At 41.3% G+C, this 17,028-nt stretch carries 16 protein-coding genes and 1 other annotated feature; of the genes, 4 read left to right on the top strand and 12 right to left on the bottom strand.

The window, feature by feature from the left end:
• Positions 1–108 precede the first annotated feature (108 nt).
• The 11 genes from H9647_RS02425 to H9647_RS02375 all read right to left on the bottom strand — a co-directional run bounded on the left by H9647_RS02425 (position 109) and on the right by H9647_RS02375 (position 12,388).
• Complete coding sequence (locus H9647_RS02425) at positions 109–1,053, bottom strand: 4-hydroxy-3-methylbut-2-enyl diphosphate reductase (RefSeq protein ID WP_191797854.1); 945 nt, start codon at positions 1,051–1,053, stop codon at positions 109–111.
• 40 nt (positions 1,054–1,093) lie between these two features.
• Positions 1,094–2,578 carry a sensor histidine kinase gene (locus tag H9647_RS02420; RefSeq protein ID WP_191797852.1) on the bottom strand — a complete coding sequence of 495 codons (1,485 nt, stop codon included), beginning with the start codon at positions 2,576–2,578 and terminating at the stop codon, positions 1,094–1,096.
• A gap of 1 nt (position 2,579) precedes the next feature.
• The gene (locus H9647_RS02415; RefSeq protein ID WP_191797850.1) at positions 2,580–3,269 is read right to left on the bottom strand and encodes a response regulator transcription factor; all 690 of its coding nucleotides are present in this window, start codon (positions 3,267–3,269) and stop codon (positions 2,580–2,582) included.
• A 196-nt stretch (positions 3,270–3,465) separates the two neighbouring features.
• Positions 3,466–5,109, bottom strand: a complete 1,644-nt coding sequence (locus H9647_RS02410) for a S1C family serine protease (protein WP_191797848.1) — start codon at positions 5,107–5,109, stop codon at positions 3,466–3,468.
• Between the two features lie 141 nt (positions 5,110–5,250).
• Entirely contained in the window at positions 5,251–5,886 is a 636-nt protein-coding gene (locus H9647_RS02405; protein ID WP_404822578.1) for a response regulator, read from the bottom strand.
• Positions 5,887–5,951: 65 nt separating this feature from the next.
• Positions 5,952–6,932 carry a sensor histidine kinase gene (locus H9647_RS02400; protein WP_225229004.1) on the bottom strand — a complete coding sequence of 327 codons (981 nt, stop codon included), beginning with the start codon at positions 6,930–6,932 and terminating at the stop codon, positions 5,952–5,954.
• Between the two features lie 55 nt (positions 6,933–6,987).
• On the bottom strand, positions 6,988–7,908 hold the full coding sequence (liaF, locus tag H9647_RS02395) for a cell wall-active antibiotics response protein LiaF (protein ID WP_191797846.1): 921 nt from the start codon (positions 7,906–7,908) through the stop codon (positions 6,988–6,990).
• A gap of 192 nt (positions 7,909–8,100) precedes the next feature.
• Positions 8,101–8,343, bottom strand: coding sequence for a hypothetical protein (locus H9647_RS02390; protein WP_191797844.1), 243 nt, complete (start codon positions 8,341–8,343; stop codon positions 8,101–8,103).
• Positions 8,344–8,505: 162 nt separating this feature from the next.
• On the bottom strand, positions 8,506–9,078 hold the full coding sequence (locus tag H9647_RS02385; protein WP_191797842.1) for a 3D domain-containing protein: 573 nt from the start codon (positions 9,076–9,078) through the stop codon (positions 8,506–8,508).
• 79 nt (positions 9,079–9,157) lie between these two features.
• On the bottom strand, positions 9,158–11,095 hold the full coding sequence (gene thrS / locus H9647_RS02380; protein ID WP_191797840.1) for a threonine--tRNA ligase: 1,938 nt from the start codon (positions 11,093–11,095) through the stop codon (positions 9,158–9,160).
• A gap of 79 nt (positions 11,096–11,174) precedes the next feature.
• Positions 11,175–11,443, bottom strand: a binding site (T-box leader).
• A gap of 9 nt (positions 11,444–11,452) precedes the next feature.
• A complete protein-coding gene (locus tag H9647_RS02375; RefSeq protein ID WP_191797838.1) occupies positions 11,453–12,388 on the bottom strand; it encodes a putative sporulation protein YtxC in 936 nt (311 codons plus the stop codon).
• A 174-nt stretch (positions 12,389–12,562) separates the two neighbouring features.
• On the opposite strand from H9647_RS02375, the gene H9647_RS02370 reads away from it, so the two are divergent.
• The 4 genes from H9647_RS02370 to H9647_RS02355 are packed head-to-tail and all read left to right on the top strand — an operon-like array spanning position 12,563 to position 15,681.
• Positions 12,563–12,970 carry a hypothetical protein gene (locus H9647_RS02370; protein WP_191797836.1) on the top strand — a complete coding sequence of 136 codons (408 nt, stop codon included), beginning with the start codon at positions 12,563–12,565 and terminating at the stop codon, positions 12,968–12,970.
• Positions 12,971–13,013: 43 nt separating this feature from the next.
• A complete protein-coding gene (locus H9647_RS02365) occupies positions 13,014–13,511 on the top strand; it encodes a cation:proton antiporter regulatory subunit (protein ID WP_191797834.1) in 498 nt (165 codons plus the stop codon).
• A 4-nt stretch (positions 13,512–13,515) separates the two neighbouring features.
• Positions 13,516–14,763 (top strand): cation:proton antiporter, encoded by a 1,248-nt coding sequence (locus H9647_RS02360; protein ID WP_191798620.1) that lies wholly within the window; start codon positions 13,516–13,518, stop codon positions 14,761–14,763.
• A 36-nt stretch (positions 14,764–14,799) separates the two neighbouring features.
• The gene (locus H9647_RS02355) at positions 14,800–15,681 is read left to right on the top strand and encodes a YitT family protein (protein WP_191797832.1); all 882 of its coding nucleotides are present in this window, start codon (positions 14,800–14,802) and stop codon (positions 15,679–15,681) included.
• A gap of 91 nt (positions 15,682–15,772) precedes the next feature.
• Here H9647_RS02355 and mqnC read toward each other — a convergent pair whose 3' ends face one another.
• A complete protein-coding gene (gene mqnC / locus H9647_RS02350) occupies positions 15,773–16,912 on the bottom strand; it encodes a cyclic dehypoxanthinyl futalosine synthase (RefSeq protein ID WP_191797830.1) in 1,140 nt (379 codons plus the stop codon).
• Positions 16,913–17,028: the final 116 nt, after the last annotated feature.

Raw genomic sequence — 17,028 nt, 5'->3', positions numbered from 1 at the left:
TGCAATATTGAATTGATACCGCTATATCTGCTGATTTTCTTACGTTTCCTAAAAAAAGAAGAAGACCCGGTTCCATTCACCGGGTCTTCTTCACTATATAAAAATGAATTACGATTTCACTTTCACTGGAGGGAGTAGCTTTTTCATATTCACAGTACGCTGAATCTCCCATGTCTCAGGATCATTCGCATCGTATTGTTCCAGATAATTAATGACTTCTTTTGTAATCGGTGTAGGTGTCGAAGCACCCGAAGTAACGGCGACCTTGTTAACGCCTTTGAGCCATTCCTGTTTGATTTCGGTAACGTCCGAAATCCGGTAAGCTGTCACCCCAGCAATCTCTTCAGATACCTGCGCAAGACGATTGGAGTTATTACTGCGAGGATCACCTACCACAATAACAAGATCAGCTTGCCCTGCTTGTTCAGCAACCGCCTCTTGACGCACCTGAGTAGCAAGACAGATTTCATTATGAACTTCAGCTCCTGGGAACTTCAGGAGTAACTTTTTCATAATGTTTTTAATATCCCACTGACTCATCGTAGTCTGATTGGTGATAATGATCTTCCCTTTCGGGATATCAAGAGCCTCAATCTCTTCTTCTTTCTCAATGAGATGTACCGAATCTGTAGCAATACCGATGGCTCCTTCTGGTTCGGGATGCCCTTTTTTACCGATATAAATAATCTGATAACCCTCAGCAGATTTTTCTCTAATGAGGTCATGCGTTTTGGTTACATCAGGACAAGTAGCATCAACCGTAGTCAGCCCTTTTTCCCGCGCAATCTTACGCACTTCAGGAGAAACACCGTGTGCAGTGAAAATGATAGTACCTTTGTCTACCTGTTTCAATATTTCAAGACGGTTTGGCCCATCAAGTGTAATGATGCCTTCATCTTCAAAAGAATTCGTTACATGACTGTTGTGCACAATCATACCGAGTATATAAATGGGTCTTGGCAGATCCAAGTTGCTTGCTGCTTGTCGCGCCAGCACCATAGCGTCTACCACACCATAACAATATCCACGTGGTGAAATTCGTAGTACTTCCATGTTGCCACCTGCTTTCTTCTAAACGTAGTCTTAGTATACCTTATTCGAGGGGGGGAGCCAACACCAAAGGAAGCCATATGATAAAAGTCGTACCTTCGTTCAGCTTGGTCACGACTTCTACAGAACCGCCATGCTCCTCAATAATCCACTTGGCAATCGAAAGGCCAAGGCCTGTTCCTTTTGTAACCCCGCGGGACTCGTCTGCCCTATAGAAACGATCAAAAATATAAGGAACTTCATCTTTATCCATCCCTATACCCGTATCACTGATCTTAAGGCCTACCTGACCATTATAAATGATTGCATCAAGTGTTACGGTTCCTTCCGGTGTATATTTAAAGGCATTTTCAATAAAGATAAATAACATTTGCTGCAAATAGTCTTTATTTCCAAGCACATATACTCCGTTCAGCACTTCCAAATCACCATAATTCCAATCAGCCGTGCGTTCGAGATGATGCGCCCTGCGTGCCACTTCCTTCACGAGGATAGACAGTGGGATCGGATGAAGTTCAATGGTCTGGCCAGTGTCAGCTCTCGCTAGTGATAACATATCATTCACAAGACGACTCATTCGTTTCCCTTCATCTGAAATGTCATCAATGGCTTCTAAGGTAATTTCTTTTCTCATCTCATCACTCATTTGTTTACTGCCATCCGTCTCGGGATCCCATAGCTTCTTCAGGAAATCGGTGTTTCCACGAATCGTAGTAAGCGGTGTTCTCAGCTCGTGAGATGCATCGGAAACAAAGCGTCTTTGTGCGGCATAGGCATCTTCAAGTTCTTTGAAGAACCCTTCTGTACGGGCAAGCATCTTATTTACCGTTCCTATAAGTTTACCTATTTCATCTTCTGGTCCATCGTACTCAATCCGTACACTAAGATCGTTCCCTGATTGAATACCATTGGCAGCATTAATAATATGAACCAGCGGCCGCATCGATTTCCGAGCCAAAAACAGTCCTACACTCATGGCAAGCATAATCGTAATAATAGATACATACACCAAAATAAAAAGCAGACGATCCATTAATTTATCTTCTGATGCCGTAATCGAACCTACTTGCAGCAGACCGCTAACCTGTTCTGTCGTTCCTTGAATCGTATAGGTGAATGGGAATTGATAGACAAGGAAAGGAGTCTTATCCACGAGCATCCGTTTCCATCCTTCATTTTCCATTGCCTCATTTATGGTTGCAGGTACTTCAAAATTGAAGTTATTCAGGTTTTTTGAAGTCACCACTTTATTATTCTCATAATTATATAGCTGGACATAGATTTGCAGATCTGCGAGTTGATTCGCCTCTTCCGGTAACAACAAATTAAGCTCTTCAGTAAAATCGGAGTTAGGCACCACCACAACGGCCATCTTCTTGCTAAGACTTCTGGTTTGTCTCAAAATTTCATTCTCGACATCCTGGTAAGCATAATGATACACAAGCGCATAAATGATCGATCCAAAGAGCAGCAGTACGGCTGCAAGCAAGCCTGAATACCATAAAGTTAGCCGTAACCGGATGGACATACTAGGAATCTCCTCTCAAAATGTAGCCTGCACCGCGAATGGTCTGAATTACACGTTTACCTCCATGTTCTTCTGTTTTTTGACGCAACATCGCGATATAAACCTCAAGTACATTCGATTCTCCGCTATAATCGAATCCCCATATTTTATCCATAATCAAGTCTCTTGATAACACACGTTTCGGGTTTTGCATAAACAGATATAGGAGTTCAAATTCTTTTGCTGTCAGATCAAGTCGTACTCCAGCACGGTGTACTTCGCGAGAATCATAATCGAGCAAGATATCTTCATAACTGAGCCGGTTACTGCTCTCTCCACTAGTCTCAGATTTACGACGAAGCAAAGCTCGTACACGTGCAAGCAATTCCTCAAGCGCAAATGGCTTCACTAAATAGTCGTCTGCCCCAAGATCCAGCCCCTTGACTCGTTGTTCAATCTCATCTTTTGCTGTCAGCATTAGGATCGGGACATTGCTCCCACCTTCGCGAACCCTTCTGCATACTTCAAAACCATCCACTTTTGGCATCATGACATCAAGTACAACAACGTCAGGATCAGCCTCCAACATCTTTTGAAGCCCTTCCGCTCCGTTTGCTGCAGTTAGTACATCATAACCTTCAAATGCCAAACCTCTTCTTAGCATAGAAATGATTTTTTCGTCATCATCAATAACCAATATCGTTGAACGCACCCCAGCATCTCCTTTTTCTCTATACACTTGAATCAATTTCAGAGCTCATTAAAGCAACGAAAGGTATTATGAAATTGATTCACTTTTTACTTATATTGTATCAGGCAACGTACAAACATGCACTCATTCTAGTAGCAAAAAGCGAAGGGGCTATCCCCTTCGCTTCCGTGTTGCAGTCCATAATCTGCTACTCGAATTAAGGCTGCACGCTTTGTGAACTGCTCTCTGTGTTGTAATCATTTTTGTTGCCGATGGTTACTTTAATTTCAATGTCTTTTCCATCGCGATTTACATTGAGTGTAATGACATCGCCCACTTTTTTTGTTTGAATTTGTTCAATCAAATCTTGTGCAGTCGCATATTTCGTACCATCAATACCTGTAATAATATCGTAAGGACGAAGGTCTGCAGTGTAGGCTGGGGATTGATAAATTAAATTGGTCACTACGGAACCCTCTGTAAGGTCTGTTCCCATTTGTTTCGCAACTTCTGGAGTCAAGTTCATTAGAGATGCACCAATGAATGGTTCTGGTTCTTTCGGAATTTCTTCATTATTTTTCAGTTTTTCTACTACTTCTTGAATAACAGAAGACGGGATCGCAAATCCAATTCCTTGTGCATCCGCACTTACCGCCACGTTCATACCAATGACTTCGCCGTTTAAGTTAAGCAAAGGCCCACCGGAGTTACCTGGGTTAATGGAAGCGTCTGTTTGAAGCAAATTGTTATATTCATTAGCTTCACCCGTATCTTCATCATTAATCGTAATCGTACGATCTTTCGCACTTAGCACACCTGCTGTTACCGTATGTTCAAATCCTTCCGGGTTTCCGATCGCTACCAGCCAGTCACCTACTTTTGTACTATCAGAGTCACCTAGGCTTGCTACTGGGAAATCGTTGTCACCTTCAATTTTCAGAACGGCAAGGTCTAAGTCTTTGCTGCTTCCTAGAAGTGTTGCTTCGTAAGGTTTCGTGTTATCTTCAAGCGTAACTTGAATCACGTCTGCACCGGAGATCACATGCTCATTCGTAAGAATATAGCCTTCTTTTTCAAAAACAAATCCTGAACCGATACCAAGCGGTACAAGTTGATCCTCAGAAGAACCATTATTGCTGTTATTGTTGTTATTACTACTTCCATTAGTGCCGTTACCACCAAAGAAATATTGATAAAGAGGGTCATTGTAATAAGAATTGTTTTGTCTTGAACTGTTGGAACTTGATTTAGACAAAGTTTCAATTTTTACAACAGCAGGACTAACTTTACTTACCACGCTCGAAATATCTGTAGATCCCACGGGAAGTGAAGTAGTTACACCAGAATTACCTGTGTTTGTTGATCCGCTATTGTCATCAGAAGTCGTATTTTGAGCTGTTCCATTATTCGATAATGCAGTGTCCGGAGTAAACAGGTTCATACGGTCTGCGGTAAACATCAGCAGTGATACAACAATCATGCCGGCAAAAAAAGAAGTAACCCCTGTCTTAAAGTTGGATTTCGGCTTTTGGTTGTACTTCCAGTTACGATTTCCGCCATTTCCATTGTTTTCACTTTGACCTGTTCCTGTATTCGTGCCCGTATGACCGGAACGAGCAAAGCCACTTGAATTCCGTTCGAGCATCGTCGGAACCGGTTTAATTGGATCTGGTGGTGTCACTTCTACCTCATTTACATTATTCGAACTGTGTTCTTTTCCGTCGGAGTTAATCGATTGAAATGGTCCATATGAGTAGTAGTAAGATTCACCGCTGTTCTCAGGAGAACGTTGCTCGCCGCTTCTATTATATTCACGTTCGTCCTCTTCACGGTTATAACGATTATTGTTATTCTCGCTCATTTTATTTATCCTCCTAAACCCCTTGCTTCCAAGGGATATTGTTTAACTGTCTTTATTTTGTACTTTAAACCTTAAATACACATTAAAAACAATTAAAAAGGAGATAAAACATGTAAAATTGTTGAAATTAAAAAAATCTTATTATGTATTCACCCAGCCTTTACGGTGAGCATAGATCGCCAGCTGTGTCCGGTCATCCATCTCACATTTCATTAACAGATTACTCACATGAGTTTTGACGGTTTTGATGCTGATATGTAATTCTTCCGATATATCTTTATTACTTTTCCCTTCGGCTATGAGCAAAAGAACTTCTCGCTCCCTTTCCGTCATCCCCGAATCGTCATCTCGAACCGTTTTTTGTCTAAGTCCCCGAGTAAGTGCTTGAGAGATATCATTTGTCATCACAGGCATACCGCGTTTTGCTCCCTGCAGTGCGTAAACAAGTTCCTCAGCTGAAATCGTTTTAAGTACATAACTAACTGCCCCAGATTCAATCGCTTCCAGTACCAAATGATCCTCAAGAAAACTGGTTAATATAATGATCTTCATGTCCGGGTATTCAGATAGTATGGCTCTTGTTGCTTCCACACCATTCATAACAGGCATCATTAAATCCATAAGAATCAGTTCGGGTAATTGTTCGGGGGCAGAGGTCTGCAACGTATGTAAGGCATGTTGTCCATCTTTTCCTTCCGATACGACTTCAAAAGAAGGATCCAAACTTATGTATGTTTTTAGTCCCATTCTGACCATATCATGATCATCCACAATCATAATCTTCGTCTTTTCCAGTTCCAATTGAGATCTCCCCTTCCATATATACCGCCTGACAGTCCCCTTTATGAATCAGCTTTAAACTTAGGTATATGCACCCTTATTGTCGTTCCTGCTCCGGGATGTGCAATAATATCTACATTTCCTCCTAATTTCTCAGCTCGTTCTTTCATTGTCGTAAGCCCGTAAGAACCTTGCCTTCCCGCTTCCTCCGGACGAAAACCAATCCCATTATCACTAACACTGAACACAATTTGCCTCTCTTCTTCTCGGATCGACAGACTAACAAGACTTGCTCCTGCATGCTTCACAATATTAGCCATTCCTTCTTGGATAATAAGAAACATCTGATGTTCGATGGCTTCAGAAATCCCGCCAATAAACTCTTGTTCTTTTACTCCCTTCAGTCCATTTTGTCTGCAATAATCCGGAAACCAAGCATCAAGGGCTTCTTCGAGACTTCGATTCTCAAGCTCTACAGGTCTTAGCTGAGCAATAAGCGCCCTCATCTGCTTTTGAGCAGTTTGTGACATCGTGATCAGTTGCTCAAGTACAATACTGCCTTGTTCATGATGCTGTTTAAGTAAAGACGGCAGAGCAGAAGCAGACATGTGCATAGCGAATAATTGCTGACTTACGGTATCATGTAAATCTCGGGCCATTCTTCTCCGCTCTTCCAGTACAGCTGCTTCTGCCGCTTTTTCCTTCTCTATTACCTCTTGTTCTCCCAGTCTCTGTACCCATTTCATCCGTTCCTCAATTGCATTCATCATCGCATTAAATTGCGGGAATATCCCTGAAAAAGAAGCATCCTCATCAGCATCAATTCGAGTAGAAAGATTACCTTTCGTTACTTGCAGCATATTAAGATTCAGCACATCTATTTTCCGCTGGACACGCAGTCCAGCAATATAGCCAATAATCAGAGTTGTAGCCACAATCAGCACTAGGTAGTAAAGCCAGGTCTGAGGCATCATTGATCCTAGGTACCCTGTTCGAAAACCGCTAGCGCTATAGAGAATTCCAACTGTAACTACACTATTCATTAAGAAAAATAACAACAACTCCCATTTAACTGTTCGAAATATCATTTTCATCATGTTAACCTACCGAATTCACTTTGACGTCGCCGATAAAAACGCTGATAGTAATACGCACTTTCTTTCCAGCTTCTCTATAACCAGGAGTTTCTGCGACCGCATTACCCAAAAAACCATGTTTCGAATTGCTGAGTACATCCATGTCACCGATGAACGAATTGGAATTTACCATAATCCCAATCTCCATATCTCTAGGAGCAAAGACTTTAATGTCCCCGATAAAGCTAGAGATATGAATTCGTGTCTCTCCATACGGAATTTGTGCTTTCGTTAAATCAATTACGGTATCTCCGATAAACTGAGATATATTGGTTGGTTTTAATTCGTAATAATCATCTCCGAGGCGAATATCACCAATGAAAGTCGATTTGTTTATTTTTGCATCATGAAAATCCGCATTTTTATGATTATGATAATGATTTCCGTAATGATTCTTTTCTCTCTCTTGTTCATACTTCTTGTTATCTTCGTCTTTAATGTTTGATCCAAACTTTTGTTCAAACTGTTTATCTAAATCAGAGTAAAGCGGGCTCGGTTCGACCGGTGGTGCAGGAGGAACCTTATATTCTTCATCTTCTTTTGTTCTCTGATCATGTTTACGATCCCTTCTTCTCGGACTCAAGAGTACATAAAGACCGCCCCCAATCAACGCTATAGGTACGGCGTAACGGAAAATATCTCGGATTGAGAAATAAGAATACCCTAGATTATTACTTAAGAAATGTGCGCCAAGAACCAGCAGTATTAAACCGCCAATATAATTTTTCTCTTTCAAGGAACTGAATCCAAGATACAAAAAAATGACCGGCCAAAATGTAGAGATGAGGTAGCCAAGACTAAAATCCCCCCCGTTCCATACGTGAAATAACACCATTAAACCTATACCGATAAGCAATACAGCTCCGATTAAACGGTTTACCATATTTCGTACACCCTCTCTTTTTATATTTCTTTAGTTTTACTAATTATGTACTTATTGTAAACGAGATTACACAATAAGAAGAGCGGCGCAGGAATGAAATCTTACTCGGTCTTGAGACTGAGATGAGAAGCGGAAGAGATAAATAAACAGACCCTGAAGAATTTTCTTCAGGGTCTGTTTATTTATCTTACATTATTTTTGTTGGCCTTGTTGACCTTGTTGGTTTTGTTGTTTAATCCCTGTGTTCTCTACTCCAAACTCAGCGTCATACTTTTCATCCGGAGTTTGGTAGTTATCTTGTACTTTAGCTGCTGAAGATTGTTTTACTTTCTCAGCTGCAGAGCCCGTTTCTTGACCAAACTCAGCATCGTATTTCTCATTCGGAGTTTGGAAACCTTGAGAACTTTGCGTACCTTGAGAATTTACTTTTTTCATATCAGATTCACCTCCCTCTCCTGCAAGTGTAGGTCACTTGCTTGACCTGAGGTATTGCTTACCTCAGTCAGTATTATGTGAAGATTCGCTGTTTCTTATTCAAAAAAAAGAAAAGAGCTTGCCTGGGTAGGATGACTACCCAAGCAATCTCTTTGATGTTCATTATATTTCTTCATTAAGCAAAGTATCCGGAATGCTCTGATTAACCATTATGGCATCTCCGAGCTGCTCTAACATTTGTTCCGTACATTTCCCTTTCCCTCGCTTGATCACTTGAACCTGCACATCTTTTTTGCCCCACTCACTGTACACCGCCTTAATCGTTGGAAAATACAGATCAATCTTGGAGCCTTTAATAGCAGATCCTGTATCAGCTACAATTCCATATCCGTACCCAGGTATATAAAGTACCGTTCCGAGTGGGAAGATGGAAGGGTCTGCGGCAATGGTCGAAACCCCTTGTTTATTCCGGTGTACTTTCACACCAGAATAAGTGATGCCATATAGTGGATGATTCGGACCTTTTCCTGTTGATTCATATCCCGCAGTATAACCCGTTGCCGTCACATTTACTGTTCCGACTACCTGTTCCGTTGGCGGAGCGAGCACTTCTTTTGCCTCATCCGGCTCACTCCGTTGTGCATCAAAGGCAACGGCTAAGTCATTACTTGAAAAACAAATCAGCAGCATCAGCAAAACAGCTGAAGAACATCGCCGAATCATAGGGTGTATCATAGGTTTAATTCCTCCCTTTCTCTAGCAGAGGGTTCCCATAAAACACACGATCTATTCATCCGGGTCTATCTCAATACATTTAGACTTGGTGCGTACGAATTTCTTCTTGTAGCATTTGTACTACCTCATCCAAAGGTTTAGCTCCTAAATCTCCTTCACCACGTTTACGGATGGAGACACTGCCGTCATTCATTTCATTTTCCCCTACGATGAACATATAAGGAATTTTCTCCAGCTGAGCTTCACGGATTTTATAGCCGAGTTTCTCATTACGCAGATCTGCTTCTACTGTGATACCGCCGCGTCTAAGCTGCTCTTCCACTTCACGAGCATACTTTTCAAAATGAACCGATACAGGGATCACTTTTGCTTGAACTGGAGAGAGCCACAGTGGCAAATTACCTGCATAATTCTCAAGCAAGAATGCAGTGAAACGTTCCATAGTTCCCAAAATACCGCGGTGGATAACAACTGGACGGTGTTTTTGTCCATCGTCTCCTACATACTCCAATTCAAAACGCTCTGGTAGTAAGAAGTCGAGCTGAACAGTAGACAATGTTTCTTCTTTACCCAGTGCAGTTTTTACCTGAACATCAAGTTTAGGACCATAGAAAGCAGCTTCCCCTTCAGCTTCATAGAACGGCATATCCAGACTTTCTACTACTTCCTTCAACATGCGTTGCGACATTTCCCACATCTCATCATTCGGGAAGTATTTCTCAGTATCCTGAGGATCACGATAAGAAAGACGGAAGCGGTAGTCGTGAATACCAAAGTCTTTATAAGCAATCATAATCAGCTCAATAACACGAGAAAACTCTTCTTTGATCTGATCTGGACGGCAGAAAATATGAGAATCGTTTAGAGTCATCGCACGAACACGATGTAAACCTGTCAGTGCTCCTGACATTTCATAACGGTGCTGCATTCCAAGCTCAGCAATACGAACCGGCAAATCGCGATAGCTGTGCATTTCACTCTTATATACCATCATATGGTGAGGACAGTTCATTGGACGAAGCACAAGTTCTTCATTATCAAGTACCATACGTGGGAACATATCTTCTTCATAGTGCTCTAAATGTCCAGAAGTTTTGTACAATTCTACATTTCCTAGAACAGGAGTATATACATGTTTATAACCAAGGCTTTCTTCAAGGTCTACAATGTAACGTTCCAGGGTACGACGAAGTTTTGCTCCATTTGGAAGCCAAATAGGAAGTCCTTGGCCGACCAGCTGAGAAAAAGTAAACATGTTAAGTTCTTTACCCAGCTTACGGTGATCACGTTTTTTAGCTTCTTCCAAGTAATGAAGATGTTCGTCCAGTTGTGCCTTTTTCGCAAATGCAGTTCCGTATACACGTTGAAGCATTTTATTCTTGCTGTCTCCGCGCCAGTATGCGCCGGCTACGTTCATCAGCTTAAACACTTTGATTTTTCCAGTTGATGGAACATGCGGTCCACGGCAAAGGTCGAAAAATTCGCCTTGCTCATAGATGGAAATAATGCTGTCTTCCGGCAAGTCACGAATGAGCTCGAGTTTATAAGGATCTTGAACTTCTTCGAAAATTCGAATTGCTTCTTCTCTGCTCACTTCTTTACGTACAATAGGAAGGTTCTCATTTACGATGCGTTCCATTTCTTTCTCGATCTTTTGCAGATCTTCCGGATTCAGTGCATGTTCAAGATCCATATCATAATAGAATCCGTCTTCGATCACGGGGCCTACACCCAAAAAGACTTCTTTGTTGCCAAACAGACGTTTTACGGCTTGCGCCAGCAAATGCGCTGTACTATGGCGAAGTACCTCAAGCCCTTCAGGTGAATCATAAGTTACAATTTCAACGAGTGCACCTTCACGAAGCGGTGTGGAAAGATCTACAACAATCCCATCCATTTTACCTGCAAGTGCATTTTTTTTGAGTCCGCTGCTAATGGAAGCAGCCACATCAAGGATACTAGCTCCATTCTCGTATTCGCGAACAGAACCATCTGGTAATTTAATACTTACTGACATTGTTATTTCCTCCTTTATCCTTTTGGATGCCGGGGAACGATGCTATGTTTATTGCAGACGCAAAAAACACCCGTCCCGGCAAAGGGACGAGTGTTATACTCGTGGTTCCACCCTAATTCAGTTGTCTCTTATCATGCACCACTGTACATAGTAGGACAACCCTCATTGAAGCATGCAAGATAACGGGCATGAATCCGGCGGTTCTTACTTGTCTGCATAAATGCAAGCGTTCTAAACCACAGCTACAAAGGGGTAAGTCGCAGTTGGAATCCGGAAGAAATTACAGCCGAGTTTCTTCTCTCTGTACGGCCCAGTTTCTACGGCTCATGTCTTTGTCATTGCTTTTAATACCAGTTATTATAATTCCAAAGATTCCTCTTCGTCAAGCGTCAGCTGCCCTGTTTCTTTCACCTTACGGCAATGTCTGCAGTTATGGCAAATTTCCACTCGATCTTCAAAAATCTGTGTAATGGATCGAATGACCGGAAAATCTTGAGTCTGCGTATGCAGTTTCATTTTCTTGGGAGAAATGGAGATAAGCCGGCTGATAATCATATCTTCGACTTCCATTTCAAGTTCTATACCTGGCATCTCCATAATGACACTTTCATCTGGTGGCAAAACCATAGGCCGCATGAACTCATCATACAACACAAATTCGTGTTGATCTTTATGCACGACATGCACGAGAGGCACCTTCGTCTCCTGGAAATAAACAAAATATTTCAAAAGACTCATAAACTCCTCATACTGTCGATCCATATAAAATTCATCCAATGCATATTCCACAATTTCATGAAGTTCTTTCTTATAACTCTGCATCCGAAATCGTAGTACTCCATCAAGATGAATTGTAGGTATTTCTTTCATCCCTTGTATAAGCCCTTCAGTTAGCTTGGCATGTCTTCGTTCTCTCGTCCCCTGCTCCGTTTCGAATCTTGATCTCAGCAGCGGTTCACATATGATTTTGACCCGCGAAAGTTCCTCAGAATCCATATTTACACATTCACGCTTCAGGATCTGGTCGAGCTGCTCCTCTTCTTTTTGATCAAGGATGTAATCAGCTATACCTGCAGCCATAATCTGATACATCCGAGGTAAACCTTCCTTAAAACCGGGGTGACTTTCTGTTCCTTTACATATCCATGCTGCCTTTCCGTCATGTTTCCGATAAGAAAATCGAAAGCCTTGTTTGCTTATATGTAATCCTTTTGTTTTATTTTTAATGAAACGATAAAAGCAATCTTCTGCTGATTGGCTGTTTACTTCTGTCCATACCGCGAACAATTCCACAAGACCCACTCCCTTCTCTAAATATTATATGGTCCGGTCGAAGGGGATATACGAAGCGGCTTAATGGAAAGAATGTCATGTATTCTCAGGATAGTAAGAAGAAAAACGAATTTGGAGTCCGAACAAATTTGTGTTATTATTTTAGTAACAGTATCTTGCAGAGAGGGGGATGGGATGAAAAAAGAGAATTGGATTCAGCGTTTCTTACTGATTTTTCTATGTCTATTTGTGATTTTTTCTTATCAAATCCCCATCCTCGGTAAAACGACTGCAGGGTCACATTCTATTTTAGTTGATGAATCAACGATGGAACCGTTGGATTTTTCGGGTAATAATCACCCCAAAGCAATGATCCGAAAATCGATGTCGCCCCAGAAGTTAATTGCCGTCAACCCTTTGCAATACCTCTTTACGATACTGTCCATTCTGATGATCTTTCGGGTTCCGATGACCGAGCCGCCTTTCAAGGTGTTTTATGACAATGTAAAGCGCCGGCTTTATCTTAAACCCGTTAAGTTTACCTCTACGTTTGTAAGTGCATATAGAAAACGAATTGTAAACACTTTATGTGCTCTGCTATGAAAGCATCATGGCTATAAACAAACTTTAGGGGGATTTAATCAATATGGAAATTCGTGAAACAGACCTGCCTGGAATCGGACGTAAATTTCAAGCGACAACAAGCAGTGGTGACAAAGTTATTATCGTGATTCATGACGACGGAAGACGTGAAATGTATCACTTTGAATATAGTGACCCGGAACAAAGCATTTCAATGATTACGCTAGAAGACTACGAAGCAAGACAGCTTGCAGCGATCGTGGGTGGGATGACTTACAAACCAAAACAACTGGAGCGTATGGAAATGACGCTCGATGATCTTATAATCGAATGGTACAAAATTGATGCAAATTACAGTTGTGTCGGTAAATCCATTGGTGAACTGGATATCCGTCAGAACTCAGGAGCAACGATTATTGCCGTAGTCGATAAAAATAACAAAAACAAACATGTAAGCCCTGGTCCTGATGTCCAGATTACAGCTGACTCGACAGTAGTCGCGGTCGGAGAAAGACATCAGCAACAAAAATTAAAACAAATCTTAAAGGATGGAAGTTGGTGAACCGATGGATCATTTAGTACTTGAAGTCGGTTTGGCAATTGCACTAATCGCGGCAGCCGGACTGATTTCTTCAAAATTGCGCTTTTCTGTCATCCCTTTCTACATTTTGATTGGTATGGCAGTAGGACCGCATGCCGCACAGATATGGCATCTTGATTTTCGTTTTATTGAGAGCGAGCCCTTCATTTCATTCCTTGGTCGTATAGGTGTGCTCTTCTTGCTCTTCTATCTAGGACTTGAATTCTCAGTTGGACGATTAATTAAATCAGGAAAATCGATTGTAGTTGGTGGAAGTATATATTTAGGCATTAACTTTACGCTTGGACTTTTGCTAGGATTTATGTCAGGCTTTCCGATCGCAGAAGTACTAGTTATTGCAGGGATTACGACAATTTCGTCTAGTGCCATTGTAGCGAAAGTATTAGTTGATCTGAAAAGAACCGCTAATCCTGAAACAGAAATGATTCTTGGAATTATTATGTTTGAAGATGTATTCCTTGCTGTATACATTTCTATTCTTTCAGGACTTGTTCTCAGTGATTCCTCTTCGGTCGGCGGTGTCATTTTAAGTGCACTCATTGCACTTGGTTATATGCTCGCAGTCATTATTGTAGGACGCAAACTAGTTCCTTTGCTCAATAAATTGCTTAATATTCGTAATAATGAGTTGTTTGGCCTCGTTATCTTTGGTTCTTTATTCCTCGTAGCAGGGTTCTCTGAAACGATTCACGTTGCTGAAGCAATCGGTGCTCTTCTCGTGGGACTGGTTCTTGCAGAAACAACTCACGCGAAGCGTATCGAACATTTGATTCTACCATTTAAAGATTTCTTTGGTGCTATCTTCTTCTTCAGCTTCGGATTATCTATTGATCCTTTGTCGCTTGGTGGAGAAGCCGTTTGGCTGGCTCTAATTGCTGTCGTTGTTACTCTAATTGGTAACTTCGTAGCCGGCATGCTTGCGGGACGAACAGCAGGACTTTCGACGAAAGCCTCTTCGAATATCGGTCTTACCATCGTATCCCGCGGTGAATTTTCTATCATTCTCGCGAACATGGCTCAAGCTGGCGGACTGATGATGATTATCCAGCCTTTCGCTGCTATATACGTTTTGATTTTGGCGATCTTAGGACCTCTGCTTACGAAAGAATCAAAACATATCTACCGTGGAATTAATAAAATATTTAAATTTGAAGATAACAAGAAAAAACCAAATCCTAAGGTGTTAAAAGAAAAACCTATAGATAATGAATAAAGGGTTCGCAAATATGTAGGAAAAGGAGGAACAAAGATGAATCAATCTCCACACTCCGTTCTTTCCTCATCAGCCAAATTATCCTATCGAATATGGATAAAGAAATTACTATTTGTTATTCTTGGGGGAATTCTTGCTTCTATTGGGCTTGAGTTATTTTTACATCCAAATCAATTAATCATCGGCGGTGTAACAGGAATTTCAGCCATGTTCGCCTATCAAACCGAGATGCGATTAGGACTCTTCTTATTTTTGTTTAACTTGCCCTTTATACTTCTTTCTTACAAAAGAGTCCAGCGGCAATATGCAATCCTAACGGTTCTTGGGTTAGTTGTTCTTTCACTTAGCTCTCTCATGCTTCATTCCTTTCCTGCTCTTATTGAACATCCACTGCTTGCTGCGGCTTGCGGTGGATTGTTCCTCGGAATCGGAATTGGGATGGTATTATATGAAGGTGGGACGCTTGATACACTGGCGATCCAGCCGATGGATCACACCAATAATAATCGATCTAAATATCGATTAGAACGAGTTATTATGGTTGTGAACTTGGTTGTGCTTACCACTGCCGGAATTACACTCGGTACACAGCAAGCGATGTATTCCATTGTCGCCTATCTGATTGCTTTTGAAGGTGTTCACTTTTCTTTAAGAGGATACACCTTTAATCGCAAGATATGTATTGTTAGTGCCGAGACAGAGCGGATTGAACAATCCATTAAGACTCGGTTACACCGTGATCCTGAAGCATCTGAAGACAGGCTAGAAGAGATAACTCATGGCTCCGAGCCATGGGGAACACTACCTGTACTGTATTACAAAATACATCTATTTGAATCCCGCCGAATCAAATATATCGTTCGTTCTATCGATCCACATGCTAGCATTTTATTCGATAGGGATATGAATCGGTTATAAAAAAACCCTTTGACTTTGAAGTCAAAGGGTTTTTCCTATTTACTACAAGCATAGCAGCTATGCTTGTACGCTTTATTTTATATAAGGAAAATTAGTTCTGCATAACAAAATCATTCACAACCGCATGATCCGATTCATCAAAAACACGAAGAATTTCGTATTTTGTATTTCGCTGAGCAGGAATATTGCCTGTTTCACGAATCAGATCCAGAATAGAATGAATATTGACTTTATGGGTTGCACCCGCAGCAGATACTACATTCTCTTCAATCATCGTACTGCCGAAGTCATTACATCCATATCTAAGCGAAAGTTTACCTACCTCAGGCCCCATCGTTACCCATGAAGACTGAATATTCTTGATATTATCGAGGAACAAACGACTAATTGCTACTGTTTTTAGGTAAGCTTCTGGTGTTTGACGCTCTTTTTTAAGGTTTGTGTTGTCTGGCTGGAACGTCCACGGAATAAACGCAAGGAATCCTTCCGAATCATATCCGTTCTGAATACATTCATCTTGAGCATCACGTACACGTTGTAAATGTAAAGCTCTCTCTTCCATCGTTTCACCAAAACCAATAACCATCGTAGCTGTTGTATTCATACCAATACGGTGCGCGGTTTGCATCACGTCCATCCAGTCACGCCATGAGCCTTTTTGACGACTAATTTTGCGGCGAGTCCGATCATCGAGGATCTCAGCGCCCCCACCTGGAAGCGAATCAAGTCCAGCTTCATGAATTTGACGCACCACTTCTTCTAGAGAAAGTCCGTCCGACACTTCTTTCATCTTCATAATCTCGGCTGGTGAGAAAGAATGCATCGTAATATTAGGGAATCGTTCCTTAATACCGCGAAGCAAATCAGTGTAGTAGCTGAATGGTAAATTCGGATTGGTACCACCCTGCATCAGAATTTCAGTTCCGCCTACTTCTTCCGTTTCTTTGATCTTTTGGAAAATGAGCTCATCCGGTAAAACATAACCTTCATCAGAGCCTGGTCTGCGATAGAACGCACAAAAACGACAGTATACGTCACACACATTCGTGTAGTTAATATTTCTGCCAATTACAAAAGTGGTGATTGGTTCGGGATGCATTCGCTTCATAATAACGTTAGCTGCTTCACCGATTTTTTCAACTTCATCAGATTCAAACAAAGCAATAGCATCTTCTACATTCAGACGCTCTCCGTTCAACGCTTTATTTAAGATATGGTTCACCGCACTCATACGGCAGCCTCCCTTATCGTTAGAAATGTAACAATAATATCAAATATTGTCTTATATATCGTAACATATGATACATGTGAAAAGAAGCACCTAATGCTAGCATGCTTCTTTTGAGA

This window comes from Paenibacillus gallinarum (assembly GCF_014836635.1).
Taxonomy (GTDB): domain Bacteria; phylum Bacillota; class Bacilli; order Paenibacillales; family Paenibacillaceae; genus Paenibacillus; species Paenibacillus gallinarum.
This window is presented reverse-complemented; position numbering and strand designations above follow the sequence as displayed.